Source organism: Kibdelosporangium persicum, assembly GCF_013280595.1.
Taxonomy (GTDB): Bacteria; Actinomycetota; Actinomycetes; order Mycobacteriales; family Pseudonocardiaceae; genus Kibdelosporangium; species Kibdelosporangium persicum.
Genome location: NZ_JAAATY010000011.1, coordinates 53,870 through 67,324 on the forward strand (window position 1 = coordinate 53,870; position 13,455 = coordinate 67,324).

The 13,455-nt window shown below is 69.6% G+C and carries 12 protein-coding genes; 8 read left to right on the forward strand and 4 right to left on the reverse strand.

What is annotated here, in order from left to right; genetic code table 11:
- The first annotated feature begins 1 nt into the window (after nucleotide 1).
- Nucleotides 2-1,246: a M24 family metallopeptidase gene (locus GC106_RS20510; protein ID WP_173133051.1), complete on the forward strand. Its 1,245-nt coding sequence runs from the start codon at nucleotides 2-4 to the stop codon at nucleotides 1,244-1,246.
- Between the two features lie 215 nt (nucleotides 1,247-1,461).
- Nucleotides 1,462-2,454, forward strand: a complete 993-nt coding sequence (locus tag GC106_RS20515; protein WP_217280749.1) for a LacI family DNA-binding transcriptional regulator — start codon at nucleotides 1,462-1,464, stop codon at nucleotides 2,452-2,454.
- Here the strand turns inward: GC106_RS20515 and GC106_RS20520 are convergent, their stop codons facing one another.
- The 3 genes from GC106_RS20520 to GC106_RS20530 form a co-directional block, all read right to left on the reverse strand.
- Complete coding sequence (locus GC106_RS20520) at nucleotides 2,455-4,518, reverse strand: xanthine dehydrogenase family protein molybdopterin-binding subunit (protein ID WP_173133057.1); 2,064 nt, start codon at nucleotides 4,516-4,518, stop codon at nucleotides 2,455-2,457.
- Entirely contained in the window at nucleotides 4,515-4,970 is a 456-nt protein-coding gene (locus GC106_RS20525) for a (2Fe-2S)-binding protein (protein WP_173133060.1), read from the reverse strand. The genes GC106_RS20520 and GC106_RS20525 overlap by 4 nt, the downstream gene beginning before the upstream one ends.
- A gap of 85 nt (nucleotides 4,971-5,055) precedes the next feature.
- Complete coding sequence (locus tag GC106_RS20530; protein ID WP_173133063.1) at nucleotides 5,056-5,934, reverse strand: LysR family transcriptional regulator; 879 nt, start codon at nucleotides 5,932-5,934, stop codon at nucleotides 5,056-5,058.
- 81 nt (nucleotides 5,935-6,015) lie between these two features.
- Here GC106_RS20530 and GC106_RS20535 point away from each other — a divergent pair, with 81 nt between their 5' ends.
- The 6 genes from GC106_RS20535 (at nucleotide 6,016) to GC106_RS20560 (ending at nucleotide 12,427) form a co-directional block, all read left to right on the forward strand.
- Nucleotides 6,016-7,233: an MFS transporter gene (locus GC106_RS20535; RefSeq protein ID WP_173133065.1), complete on the forward strand. Its 1,218-nt coding sequence runs from the start codon at nucleotides 6,016-6,018 to the stop codon at nucleotides 7,231-7,233.
- A 186-nt stretch (nucleotides 7,234-7,419) separates the two neighbouring features.
- Nucleotides 7,420-8,460 carry a DUF7847 domain-containing protein gene (locus GC106_RS20540; RefSeq protein ID WP_173133067.1) on the forward strand — a complete coding sequence of 347 codons (1,041 nt, stop codon included), beginning with the start codon at nucleotides 7,420-7,422 and terminating at the stop codon, nucleotides 8,458-8,460.
- Nucleotides 8,457-9,074 (forward strand): DUF4129 domain-containing protein, encoded by a 618-nt coding sequence (locus tag GC106_RS20545; RefSeq protein ID WP_173133069.1) that lies wholly within the window; start codon nucleotides 8,457-8,459, stop codon nucleotides 9,072-9,074. Before GC106_RS20540 ends, GC106_RS20545 begins: the two co-directional genes overlap by 4 nt.
- Nucleotides 9,071-10,177, forward strand: coding sequence for a DUF4350 domain-containing protein (locus GC106_RS20550; protein WP_173133071.1), 1,107 nt, complete (start codon nucleotides 9,071-9,073; stop codon nucleotides 10,175-10,177). Before GC106_RS20545 ends, GC106_RS20550 begins: the two co-directional genes overlap by 4 nt.
- The gene (locus tag GC106_RS20555; RefSeq protein WP_173133073.1) at nucleotides 10,177-11,127 is read left to right on the forward strand and encodes an AAA family ATPase; all 951 of its coding nucleotides are present in this window, start codon (nucleotides 10,177-10,179) and stop codon (nucleotides 11,125-11,127) included. Before GC106_RS20550 ends, GC106_RS20555 begins: the two co-directional genes overlap by 1 nt.
- 7 nt (nucleotides 11,128-11,134) lie before the next feature.
- A complete protein-coding gene (locus GC106_RS20560; RefSeq protein ID WP_173133075.1) occupies nucleotides 11,135-12,427 on the forward strand; it encodes a DUF58 domain-containing protein in 1,293 nt (430 codons plus the stop codon).
- Here the strand turns inward: GC106_RS20560 and GC106_RS20565 are convergent.
- On the reverse strand, nucleotides 12,424-13,431 hold the full coding sequence (locus GC106_RS20565; protein WP_173133077.1) for a stage II sporulation protein M: 1,008 nt from the start codon (nucleotides 13,429-13,431) through the stop codon (nucleotides 12,424-12,426). The genes GC106_RS20560 and GC106_RS20565 overlap by 4 nt on opposite strands.
- Nucleotides 13,432-13,455 lie beyond the last annotated feature (24 nt).

Here is a 13,455-nt window from a genome sequence, read left to right on the forward strand (position 1 = left end):
GATGCCCGATGACCGGCCCATCCCGGCGCCCGGGCACAGCGCCGTCGACTACGAGCAACGCGTCGACTTCGACCGATTGCGCGCCTATCGCCTCGAGCGCTCGAGGGCAGCGCTCGAAGCAAGCGAGTGCGGCGCGTTCCTGCTGTTCGACTTCTACAACATCCGCTACACCACGCAGACCTGGATCGGCGGCGCGCTCGGCGACAAGATGACGCGCTACGCGCTGCTCACCCGTGGTGGCGAGCCGATGCTCTGGGACTTCGGGTCCGCGGCACGGCATCACAAGCTCTACGCGCCCTGGCTCGATCCGGAGAACTGCCACGCCGGAATGCTCGGACTGCGCGGAGCGATCGCACCGGGCGCCGGGCTGATGCGCTCCGCGGTCGCCGAGATCAAAGACCTGCTCGCGCAGGCCGGTGTCGCGGACGCGCCAGTCGGCGTGGACATCGTCGAACCGCCGTTCCTGTTCGAGATGCAGCGGCAAGGACTCACCGTCGTCGACGCGCAGCAGTCGATGCTCGACGCGCGGCAGATCAAGTCCGTCGACGAGATCACGCTGTTGTCCCAGGCAGCCGCCATGGTCGACGGCGTGTACCAGGACATCGTGGAAGCGCTGAAACCGGGCGTGCGCGAGAACGAGATCGTCGCGCTGGCCGGCAAACGGCTGTACGAAATGGGTTCCGACCAGGTCGAGGCGATCAACGCGGTATCGGGCGAGCGGTGCAACCCGCATCCGCACAACTTCTCCGATCGCCTGATCCGCCCGGGGGACCAGGCGTTCTTCGACATCATCCAGTCGTACAACGGCTATCGGACCTGCTATTACCGGACGTTCAGCGTGGGCAGCGCGACCGACCCGCAGCGCGACGCGTACCGCAGGGCCCGCGAATGGATGGACGCCGCGATCCAGCTGGTGAAGCCGGGAGTGGGCACCGACGAGATCGCCCTGGTGTGGCCCGCCGCGACCGACTTCGGATTCGCCGGCGAGATGGCCGCGTTCGGCCTGCAGTTCGGTCACGGCCTCGGGCTCGGCCTGCACGAGCGGCCGATCATCTCGCGTCTCACCAGCCTGGCGCACCCGGTGGAGATCCAGGCGGGCATGGTCTTCGCGCTGGAGACGTACTGCCCGGCGTCCGACGGGTTCTCCGCGGCCCGCATCGAGGAAGAGGTCGTGGTGACCGGCCGCGGTGCCGAGGTGCTGACGAAGTTCCCGGCGCAGGACCTGTTCGTCGCCAACCCGTACTGAAGGGTGGTCGCGTCCGGGAACGACTGCTGACGCACTGGACAAAGTGGACGCCCGGGTCGCCGGTGCCGGTGGCTGCGTTCGAGGGCGTGCGGACTCGGCCGGGGCGGGCACAACGGCCCGCTGGAGTACACGGAGTCGAAGGGCATTGCTGTGTCCTGGTGATTTTCCGGGTGATCGCACCAGGTAATGGTCCGGTTACCGCTAGGGTGGCCGCCGTGGAAAAACCCCCGACGATCAAGGATGTCGCCAGCCTGGCCAAGGTGCACGCCGCCACCGCCAGCCGTGCGCTGAATCCCCAGACCAGGGGCAAGGTCAGCACCCGGACGGCCAACCGGGTGCTCGAGGCGGCGAAAACGCTGGGGTACGCGCCGAACTCGGCGGCGCGGATGCTGCGGACCAAGACGTCGTCGGTGGCCGGGGTGATCATCCCGGACCTCCGGAATCCTGTCTTTCCGCCGATCGTCCGAGGTATCGAGGACGGCCTGCACGAAGCCGGCTACATGGCCCTGCTGGGCAACACCGACGGCGACGAGGAGCGGGAACGCGAACTGCTGCTGGCGATGCGCGGCAGGCAGACCGACGGTTTCATCCTCGCGACCGGCCGCCGGACCGACCCCGCGCCAACCGTGCCCACGGTGCTGGTCAACCGTCGCAGTGACGCCGGTGACGTCCCCTCGGTGACCAACGACAACAACGCCGGCATTTTCTCGGCCGTCGAGTTGCTCGCGTCGCTCGGCCACACACGCATCGGCCACGCCGCCGGACCACAGGGCCTGTCCACCGGCTGGGAGCGTTACCGGGCTTTTGTCGACGCGATGGACTCGCACGGCCTGGCCGTCGAACCCGGCCGGGTCACGTTCGCCACGGCGTTCACCGAGGAGGCCGGTTACCGTGCCGCGATGGCGTTGCAGGGCGACGTCACCGCGATCATCGCCGGAAACGACTTGATCGCACTGGGCTGCTACTCCGCCTTGGCCGAACGCGGTCTGTGTTGCCCGGATGACGTGTCCGTTGTCGGGTTCAACGACATGCCTTTCGCCGACCGGCAACGACCAGGCCTGACGACCGTGCGGATCCCGCACTACGAAATGGGTCTGGAGGCCGCCCGGCTGCTGCTCGAACGGATCGCGAACCCGACGACCCCGGCCAAACGGGTGATCCTGCCGGTCGAACTGGTCCGCCGCGGCTCCGTCGCCCCACCCAGATGATCAGCCGGGCATGGCGGCGATGATGTTCTCCGCGTTCAGCGGGAGCGTGCGGACGCGGACGCCGAGCGCGTCGGCCAGGGCGTTGCCGATCGCGGCCGCGGTGGGGCCCTGGGCGGCTTCACCCGCGCCGCGGCTGGGCAGGTCCGGACGGTTGACCAGGAGGACGTCGACGTCCGGCACTTCAGAGAACTTCAGGATCGGATAGCTTTCCCAGTCCGTGCTGGTCACGCGGGTCCGGGTGAAGCGGACCTCTTCTTTCAGTGTCCAGCTTGTGCTCTGGATCGCTCCGCCTTCGATCTGGTTGCGCAGACCGTCAGGGCTGACGACCAGGCCTGCGTCGACGGCCACGGTCAGCCGGGTGACCTGGAGTTCCTGCTCGGCGCGGACCTCGGCGACCACAGCGCAGTACGCGCCGTGATTGCTGTATCGGGCGAAACCGAAACCGCAGCCGCGATCCTGTTCCGGGACGCGGTCCCACCAGCCTGCCCGGTCGGCGGCGGCGAGGATGACGGTTCGTGCGCGGTCGTCGGTGAGGTGGCGCAGGCGGAACTCGACTGGGTCCACATCCCCGGCCAGTTCGTCCATGAACGACTCTATGGCGAACACGTTCAGGTACGCCCCGAGTGCCCGCATCGCCGAGGTCCGCAAAGGCATGTGCAGCAGGCGGTTCTTGATGATCTCGCGGCGCGGGAACGTGTACAGCGGGATGGCGTTGCGTTGTGCGCCGCCGCCGCGGGCGGTGGGGGGATCGTCGGACACGAACAGAGGCTTGGCGTCGGCCAGGTACGCGGCTGACAACAGGCCTGGTGCCGTGGGCGACATGCCCGGCCGGGCCAGGTGGCCGTTGCCGAAGGTCTCGTGGCGCCAACCGGTGATCGTTCCGTTCTCGACGCAGGCGGACATGCGCACGCCCATCGCCGGGCCGAAAGGTGCCCACGCCAACTCATCCGCGCGCGACCACACGACTTGCACGGCGTGCCCGGGGACGACTCGTGCCAGCAGAACTGCGTCGAAGGCGACGTCGTCGGCTCCGTTGTGGCCGTAGCATCCGGAGCCTTCGACGTGGTGCACGGTGATCTGGTCCAGGGCGACCGGTAGGGCGATCGTGATGGCCTTGCGGAGGTTGTACGCGCCTTGTGTGTGGCTCCAGACCTCCAGTGCTGTGCCGCTCCACTGGGCGATCGCGCATGCCGGGCCGATGGAAGCGTGTGCCAGGTACGGTCGCGAGTAGTACGCGGTGGCGGTCGTGGGAAAGCCGGGCGAGACGGCGTCGACCGTCTGGGTTTCCACCGGCGTTGAGGTGAGCAACTCCGCGACTGACGACGGCAGTGACGCGGTCTCGTCCCACACCGCGTGCGAGCGCAGGAGTTCCGCGCCGGAGATCGCAGTTTCCTCTTGGGCTGCCACGACGCCCAGAAAACTGCCGTCGCGGACGACTTCGACGATTCCAGTGAGCGCCTTGGTGGCGGATGTGTCGAGCGAGCGGAGCGTCGCGCCGGGGGAGGGCGGGCGCACCACGCGGCCGTAAAGCATGCCCGGCAACGACATGTCGTGGATGAACCTCGCGCGGCCGTACACCTTGTCCGGCAGGTCGATCCGGGGCGTGCTCGTTCCGACAACGGTGTGGTGCGACGGGGGTTTCGGGCGGGGCTCACCGGTCGCGTCGACGTCGAGGCTGACGGTTTCCGCCAGGTCCCAATAGCTTGTGGTGCCGGCGTCGGACATGATCAGGCCATCGTGGACGGTGGCGTGGGAGCCGAGGCCTGACGCGGCGATGAAGAGGGCGCGGACTTCGGCGGCCGCCTGCCGCAGGGCGGCTCCGGACTCCTCCAGGGAACGGCTGCCCGCGGTCAGGGTCTGCTCCGCCGTCACCGGCGCGGTCAGCGGGATCAGCTGGATCCGGTTGAAGCCGACGTCGAGTTCGTCGGCGACGATCTGGCCGAGCGCGGTCAGAATGCCTTGTCCCAGCTCGACTTTCCCGGATCGCACGGCCACTGTGCCGGACGCGTTGATGGTGATCCAACGGGACAGTCGTGGCGCGGCGGCGAGCGCGGGCGGGATCATGACGACGCCTCGCCGGCTCGCATCACCGCGCGGACCATGCGGTTGTGTGCACCGCATCGGCACAGGTTGTTGTCCAACGCGCTGCGGACTTCACGTTCGTCGGGCTTGGGATTGCGTTCCAGCAGAGCGGTCGCGCTCATCACGATGCCCGAGACGCAGTAGCCGCATTGCGCTGCTTGCTCTTCGAGGAACATCCGTTGCACGGGACTGCCCGCGAGGCCTTCGACCGTGCGGATCGCCTGGCCCGCCACTGACCACAGTGGAGTGTCACAGGAGTACACCGTGCGGCCGTCGATGATCACGTTGCACGCACCGCACAGGCCGACGCCGCATCCGAACCTTGTGCCCTTCAGGCCGAGGTGGTTGCGTAGCACGTAGAGCAAAGGGGTGTCCCGGTCGCACGTCACTTCGACTTGGGTGCCGTTCACCGTCAGCTGGAACGTGTCGGTCATGCTCATCCCGTCTGGAGCACTAACGATTGCACACTAGCCAGCCAGACAAAGTTGGTCAACGGTCCGACGTGTTGTGCAAACGATCTCAACGCGAGTGTCCGATCAGGTCCAGCAAGGTGCGCAAGGCCCGGCTCGGCGGCCTGCTTGCCAGAGTCGCGATCGTCAACGGCCAGGTCATCCGTTCGGTGAGCGGCACACGGACCACGCCAGGCCCCACCTCGAACCCCAGGTCCGGGATCACCGCCACCCCCAGCCCGGCCTCCACGTAGGCGGGGACCGCGCTCAAGTCGGCCACCTCGACCCCGACGCGCCGCGGCGTGCCGAGCCCGACATAAGTGCGGTCGATCCAGACCCGGTTGCCGAAACCGGTCGAGGTGTCCACGAACGAATCGCGGGTCAGGTCAGGCAGCGACACCGAACTCGCGTCCGCCAGACGGTGGCCCGACGGCAGCAGTGCCACGTACGGCCAGCTGGCCAACGGTCGCGTGGCGAGTCCGGCCAGGTCGGCCTCGGGCAGTCCGAGCAGCGCGAGGTCCAGCCGGCCGGAGCGGACGTCGTCGGCCATGCCGGTCGAGCCGGTCACCGAGACCGTGACGTGGATGTCGACCAGCGGATAGCGCTCGTGGAACGCGCCGAGCAGGCCGGGCAGGTCGATCACCGAGATGTTGGTCATCGTGCCGATCCGGATGCTGCCGCGCAGCCCGGCCGAGGCCTCCTGCGCCACGGCCATCGCCCGGTCCACGGCCTCCAGCGCGGCCTTCGCCTCCGGCAGGAACGCGCTGCCCGCCGCGGACAGCGTCACGCGCCTGGTCGAGCGCTCGAACAAGGTTGTGCCGAGCTCCGCCTCCAGCGCCTTGACCGCCGCGGACACCGTGGACTGGACCGCGTAGAGCCGCTGGGCGGCACGCGTGAAGCTGAGCTCCTCGGCCACCGCCACGAAGTATTCGAGCTGGCGGGTCTCCATCCGTGAATTATCGGTGACGGCGATGGATGTTGCCAAGATTCTTCGTTGGACTTCATGAGTCCGCGGAGTCACCGTGGAGGCATGACTCTTACTGCTGCTGCCCGCCCTTCCGTGCCCGCCGGGCGCGTCAGCCACGGTGGTGGCTTCTGGGTGATCGCCGCGGCGTTCACGATCGCGCTGGCGTACTCGACGGTGCCGACTCCGCTCTACGGCATCTACCAGCAGCGTGACGGCTTCCCGACCTGGGTGATCACGGTCGTCTTCGCCGCCTACGCGGTCGGCGTCGTGGCGAGTCTCTACCTGGTCGGCCACGTCAGCGACTGGTTCGGCCGTCGCCGCGTGATCCTGGCGGCGACGCTCGTCGAGGCGTTGTCCGCGTTGATCTTCGTGGCCTGGCCGGACGTGCCCGGGCTGATCGTCGCCCGGCTGATCGGCGGCGCCGGGATCGGCGCGATGGTCGCCACAGCCACCGCGCACCTGTCCGAGCTGCGGCTCGTCGCGCGCCCAGCGGCCGATCCGGCGGGCACCGGGCTGATCTCCAGCGTGGTCAACACCGGCGGCCTGGCCGTCGGCCCGGTGATCAGCGGCATCCTGCTGCAGTTCGTCGACTCGCCGCTGACCACGCCGTACCTGATCTTCCTCGGGCTGCTGGTGCTCAGCGCGATCGCGATCAGCCTGGTCCCGGAAACCGTTGAGCGGCAGGAAGAACGCCCGGCGTACCGGCCACAGCGGATCTCGTTGCCGCGTGCCTCACTGGCCACGTTCTTCGGCGCCGTGACGGCCGCGTTCGCCGCTTTCGCGCTGATGGGCCTGTTCACGGCACTCGCGCCGACGCTGCTGACGCTCGCGTTCCACCAGCCGTCCGAACTGCTCGGCGGGTTCGCCACCTTCGCACTGCTGGGGTCCGCGGCGGCCGCGCAGGTCGTGTTCGCGCGTGTGCCCGCCCGGCGGCAGACCGAACTGGGTTTCGGGCTGATGGCGGTCGGGCTGGTCGTGGTGCCGATCGGCGTGCTCACGGCCGGAATCTGGCTGTTCTTCGCCGGGGCGGTCGTCGCGGGCGCCGGGGTCGGCCTGGCGTTCCGTTCGGCCGTCGCGACCGCTGCCTCGTTGGCCGAACCCGAGGTCCGAGGTGAGGTGCTGGCCGCGCTGTTCCTCGGTGCGTACGCCGGACTTGTGATCCCGGTGCTGGCCATCGGAGTCGCTCTGGTGTGGCTGTCCAGCCCGACCGCCGTGGTGTTGTTCTCGGCGCTGGAGCTGCTTCTGCTCGGCTGGGCCGCGCGGCGCGTACTGGCTCGATGAACTCCGCTCGGCGGTACCGCGATGGGGAATTTCGGGGTGCCGCGACGGCGAACTCGGAGTGCCGGAATGGTGGACACGGGGTGCCGGAATGGTGGACACGGGTCAAGGTGGCCGTGCGTGCGTACAGTGTTGTGGACTACCCCTAAAGTGGACTCGACACGACGGGGCCGAGGCCAGGGGGTTCGAGTGACCGATACCGGTGGCTGGTCGTCACCCGACGACCGGAACAGACCACAGGACCCGCCGCCCGGGCAGAACCAGGGTCAGCCCGGTCAGGCCCAGCCCGGTGAAGGCCGGCAGCCGCCGTACCCGATGCCGCCACCGCCGCGGTCCGGGCCGCAGGCCTCGCCGAAGCCGGGTGTCATCCCGTTGCGGCCGCTGGGTTTGGGCGAGATCCTGGACGGCGCGATCACCGCCATCCGGACCTACCCCAAGCAGATGCTGGGTGTGTCCGCGCTGATGTCGACGATCGCCAACCTGCTGTCGCTCGGCGCCGTGCTGTTCATCGTCAACCAGACCACGTGGCTCTACAGCGACCTGCCGCTGACGGCGTCCGAGGCCGACCGGGCACTGGAGGACCTGCAGGTCGCGCTGATCGTCGCCATCCCGTCGATCATCATCTCGCTGCTGATCGGCACGTTCCTCAACGGTGTGCTGACCGTCGTGATGGGCAAGGCGGTGCTCGGCCAGCCGATCACGGTCGGCGAGGCGTGGAGCCACGTCCGGCCGCGGTTCGGTGCGCTGCTCGGGCTGAGCCTGCTGTACGCGCTGATCGTCATCGTGGGCGCGGTGCTGTTCGTGATCCCCGGTGTGTGGTTGTACGTCCTGTTCAGCCTGTGCAGCACCGCGTTGATCCTGGAAGGCGCGACGGTCGGCAAGGCGCTCGGCAGGTCCCGCACGCTGGTCAACGGCGCGTGGTGGCGGACCTTCGGCATCCTGCTGCTGGCCACGATCATCGCCAGTGTGCTCGCGCAGATCGTGCAGATCCCGTTCTCGCTGGCCACCGGCGGGCTGAACACGGTCACCGGCACCGGCCCGACCCCCGGCATCGAGGTGACGCTGCTGCTCACCGCGCTCGCCGGGATCATCGCGGAGACGATCACGCTGCCGTTCACCTCCGGCGTGACCACGCTGATCTACATCGACCGGCGGATGCGGCGGGAAGGCATGGACATCGAGCTGGCCAGGCAGGCAGGGGTGACCCCGCAGCCGCCGACGACCTGGTGAACAGCGCGGAGGTGACCGACATCCCGGTCGAGATCGGCCGCGACGCGGCTCGCGACGCGGCCGTCCGGGAACTGTCCGATCCGGCGTACCGGGACGCCGAACCGTCGACGCTGACCCGGGTGCTGCGCTGGCTGCTGGACCTGCTCGACCGGCTGCTCGGCGGCGCGGCGAGCCTGATCCCCGGCGGCTTCGTCGGCCTGCTCGTGCTGATCGCGCTGGTCGTGGCCGTGATCGTGGTGATCCGGCTGCGGGTCGGCAAACTGGCCCGCACCGCGCGCACAGCCGTGTTCGCCGGTCGCAGGCTGACCGCCGCCGACCATCGCCGGGCCGCCGAAGCCGCTGAGGCGAAAGGCGATCTGGCCGAGGCGGTCCGGGAACGGTTCCGGGCGATCGCCCGTGGCCTTGAGGAGCGTGGCGTCCTGGACGAACGCTCCGGCCGGACGGTCGACGAGGTGGCACGTGCGGCCGGTGCCGAACTTCCCGATCACGCCAACGCCTTGCGCTCCGCGGCCCAGCTGTTCGACGACGTCTGGTACGGCGGCCGCGAGGCCACAGTGGACGAATACCGGCGGCTGAGCGACCTGGACCTGGCACTGGACGGCGCCCGCCGATGACAACTTCCGTCTCTCCGGACGCACGCACGATCTGGCGTGCCGCGCGGGCACCCGTCCTGGTCGGCCTCGTCGTCCTGGTCGGCGCGATCGTGATCGCCTTGGTGCGGGGCGGTGGCGAGGACGGCGCCGTCGATCCCGAATCGGTCTCCCCGGCCGGGAGCCGTGCGGTCGCCAGACTCCTCCAGGCGCAGGGAGTGACCGTCGTCCGCGTCGAGTCGTGGGAAGCCGTCCGCGACAACGTGAACTCCGGGACCACGGTACTGATCACGCAACCGAGCTGGCTGACGCCGACCCAGCTGTCCACATTGCGCGACGAGGTGCCCACCCTCGTCGCGATCGGTCCCGTGGGCGACTCCGTGCCGGCGTTGGCGCCGTCCACGCGGCAGCAAGGCACTGTCGCACCCCAGAACCGGCAGCCGGACTGCGCCTTCGACGCCGCCGGCTCCGCCAATATCGGAGGCGTGACCTACGACGGGCCGACTCGTTGCTACGACGGCACGTTGGTCCGCGACGACCATGTCACGCTGCTGGGCGACGCGACACCGCTGACGAACGAATGGCTTGACGAAGAAGGCAATGCGGCGCTGTCGCTGCGTCTGCTGGGACAGCGACCGACGCTCGTCTGGTACTTGCCTTCGTTGTCCGACGCGGCAGCCGGCGATCAGGACGGCGCGGAGCGCAGCGTCTACGACCTGATACCGAGCGCGTGGTGGTTCGCCCTCGGCCAGGTCGCGGTGGCGGTCCTGCTGTTCATGGCGTGGCGGGCACGCAGGCTCGGCCCGATCGTCGCCGAACCCCTGCCGGTCGTGGTCCGGGCGGCCGAGACCACCGAAGGCCGCGCCCGGCTCTACCGGCGGGCCAAGGCGACCGACCACGCCGCCGAAGCATTGCGGCGCGCCACGATCAGCACGCTGATCCCGTTGCTGGGCCTGCCTTCCGACGCCCCGCCCGCCGCGATCACCGAAAGCGTCGCCGCACGGACCGGACGGCCCGGCGCCGACGTCCACGCCGTCCTTTTCGGACCACCCCCGAACACGGAACAAGCGCTCGTTCAGCTCGCGGACGCGCTGGACGCCTTGGCGAATGAGGTAGGTTCACACTGATGGGAAACTCACGCGAGGCGCTGGTCGCCCTGCGCTCCGAGGTCGGCAAGGCGGTGGTCGGCAACGACGCCGCGGTCACCGGCCTGATCATCGCGTTGTTGTGCCGTGGCCACGTGCTTCTCGAAGGCGTGCCGGGCGTGGCGAAGACGTTGCTGGTCCGGGCACTGGCCGGCGCGCTGGACCTGAGGACCACGCGCGTGCAGTTCACCCCCGACCTGATGCCCGGCGACGTGACCGGGTCGATCGTCTACGACCCGCACAAGGCCGACTTCGTGTTCCGCGAAGGGCCGGTGTTCACCAGCCTGCTGATCGCCGACGAGATCAACCGCACCCCGCCGAAGACGCAGTCGGCGCTGCTGGAGGCGATGGAGGAACGGCAGGTCTCGGTCGACGGCACACCCCGGCCGTTGCCCGACCCGTTCATCGTGATCGCGACCCAGAACCCGGTCGAGTACGAGGGCACGTACCCGTTGCCCGAGGCCCAGCTGGACCGGTTCCTGCTGAAACTGACCATGCCGACGCCGTCGCGTGACGACGAGGTGGGCATCCTGGCCAGGCACGCGGCCGGGTTCGACCCGCGTGACCTGACCGCCGCGGGCATCCAGCCGGTGGCGAGCAAGGCGGACCTGGACGAGGGCCGGGCCGCGGTCCGGTCGCTGACCGTGCACGAGCAGGTCCTCGGGTACATTGTGGACATCTGCCGGGCGACCCGGAACTCGCCCGCCGTGCGGCTCGGCGTCTCGCCGCGTGGTGCGACGGCGCTGCTCGCCGCGTCCCGGGCGTGGGCCTGGTTGTCCGGCCGGGAGTACGTGACGCCGGACGACGTGAAAGCGTTGGCACGCCCCACTTTGCGGCACCGGCTCGAACTGCGGCCGGAGGCCGAGCTGGAAGGCGCGACCACCGACGGGGTGCTGGACGGCGTGCTCGCGGCCGTGCCGGTGCCCCGCTAGCCGGCCGATGGCGATCAGCGGGCGCGCCGGGCTGCTCGCCCTGGCCGGCGCCCTTGTCGTCGGTTTGCTGATCCCGTCATGGAGCGGGATCTTCCTGGTCACCGGGCTGATCCTGATCGCCATGGTGATCGACCTGGTGCTGGCGGGTGCCGTGCACCGGCTGGAGTTCACCCGCGGCGGCGCGCAGTCGGTGCGGCTGGGGGAACCGGCAGCGGTGACCTTGACCGTGCGCAATCCCGGCCGGGCAAGGGTTCGCGGCATGGTGCGGGACGCGTGGCCGCCCAGCGCGGGCGCGTCGGACCGGCACCGCTTGGACATCCCCGGCGGCGGGCGGCAGACCGTGACCACACCCCTGCAACCGACCCGGCGGGGCGACCGGATGGCGTACCGGGTGACAGTCCGGGCGTTCGGGCCGCTGGGTTTGGCCGCACGGCAGGGATCGCACACCGTTCCGTGGACCGTTCGTGTGCTGCCGCCGTTCACCAGCCGGAAGCATCTGCCGTCCAGACTGGACCGGCTTCGGGATCTGGACGGCAGGCTGCGGACGCTCGCCCGCGGGCAAGGCACCGAGTTCGACTCACTGCGGTCCTATGTGATCGGTGATGACGTGCGCTCGATCGACTGGCGGGCAACGGCTCGGTCGTCGGAGGTGATGGTCCGGACCTGGCGGCCCGAGCGTGACCGGCACTTGATGGTCGTGCTCGACACAGGGCGTACGTCGGCCGGGCGCGTCGGGGACATCCCCCGGCTGGACGCCTCGATGGACGCCGCGTTGTTGTTGGCCGCCTTGGCCTCCAGGGCCGGGGACCGGGTCGATCTGATCGCCTACGACCGGCAGGTGCGGGCCAGCGTGCAGGGAACGTCAGCCGCGGAACTGTTGCCCGCCTTGGTCAACGGCATGGCCACGCTGCAACCCGCGCTGGTGGAGTCGGACGCGCCGGGGATCGTGGCGGAAGTCATGCGGCGCAGCCGGAGGCGGTCGCTGGTCGTGCTGCTGACCGGGCTGGACCCGGATCCGTTGGAGCAAGGGCTGTTGCCGATCCTGCACACGTTGACCTCACGGCATCTGGTGCTTCTCGCGGCCGTGGCGGACCCGCGGATCAACGAGATGGCGCAGGCCCGGGGGGACGCGGAAGCCGTGTTCGACGCGGCCGCTGCCGCGCGGGCGTTGCAGGAACGCGAGCACGTCGTGGGTCTGCTGCGGCGGCGCGGTGTGGAAGTCGTCGACGCCACGCCCGAGGATCTGGCGCCGGCCCTCGCCGACGCCTACCTCGCGTTGAAGGCCGCCGGTCGCCTCTAGGCAGCGGTCGGCAGCTTGTCACCCGCGTACTTCGCGTCGATGTCGCCGGTTTCGCCCCCGTGGGCCGCTCGGCGGCCGATGACGAACACGTACGCCAGGAACAGCAGTTCAGCGATCACTCCGATGCCGATCCGCGCCCACGTCGGCAGACCTGACGGCGTCACGAACGCCTCGATGACACCGGATATGGCCAGAACGCACGCCAACCCGAGCACGACGATGACCACGGGCCTGCCTTCTTCGGCCAACGCCTGAGGCCGTGGACGGCCGCGTGGGTCGACCACCGTCCAGCCCAGCCGCAACCCGATGCCCGCCGCGACGAACACCGCGGTCATCTCGAGCAGCCCGTGCGGTGTGATCAGGCCGAGGAACACGTCCCCACGGCCGACCGACATCATCAGGCCACCGGAGATGCCGATGTTCAGCGCGTTCTGCCACAGCGCGTAGATCACCGGCAGGCCGAGCAGCACCCCGAGCATCACGCAGGCCGCGGCCACCCAGGCGTTGTTGGTCCAGACACCTGCGGCGAACGAGGCCGCGGGGTTGCTGGAGTAGTACGTCTCGAAGTCCCCGCCGGGCCTGGTCAGCTCCCTGATCTGCTCCGGCGCGGCGATGCCGGCCTGCACGTCCGGGTTCGCGGCCACCCAGATCGCGATCAACGCCGTGACGGCCATGAACGCGAGCCCGGCCGGCACCCACCAGCGCCAGCCCAGGTACAGCGCCGCGGGCAGCCGTTGCGAGAAGAACAGACCGACTTCGCGCCACGCCGGACTGTGGGTCCCGGTGATCGCCGACCGCGCCCGCGCCACCAGCGTCGACAACCGGCCGATCAGCGCGGGGTCGGGCATCTCGGTGCGCACGATCGACAGGTGCGTCGCCGTGCGCTGGTAGAGCCGGACCAGTTCGTCGGCCTCGGCGCCGCGCACCGACCCGCTGCGCCGGACCAACTGGGCCAGCCGGTCCCATTCCGCGCGGTGCGCCGCGACGAACAAATCGATGTCCACACCACGTACTATTCCGCATTGACC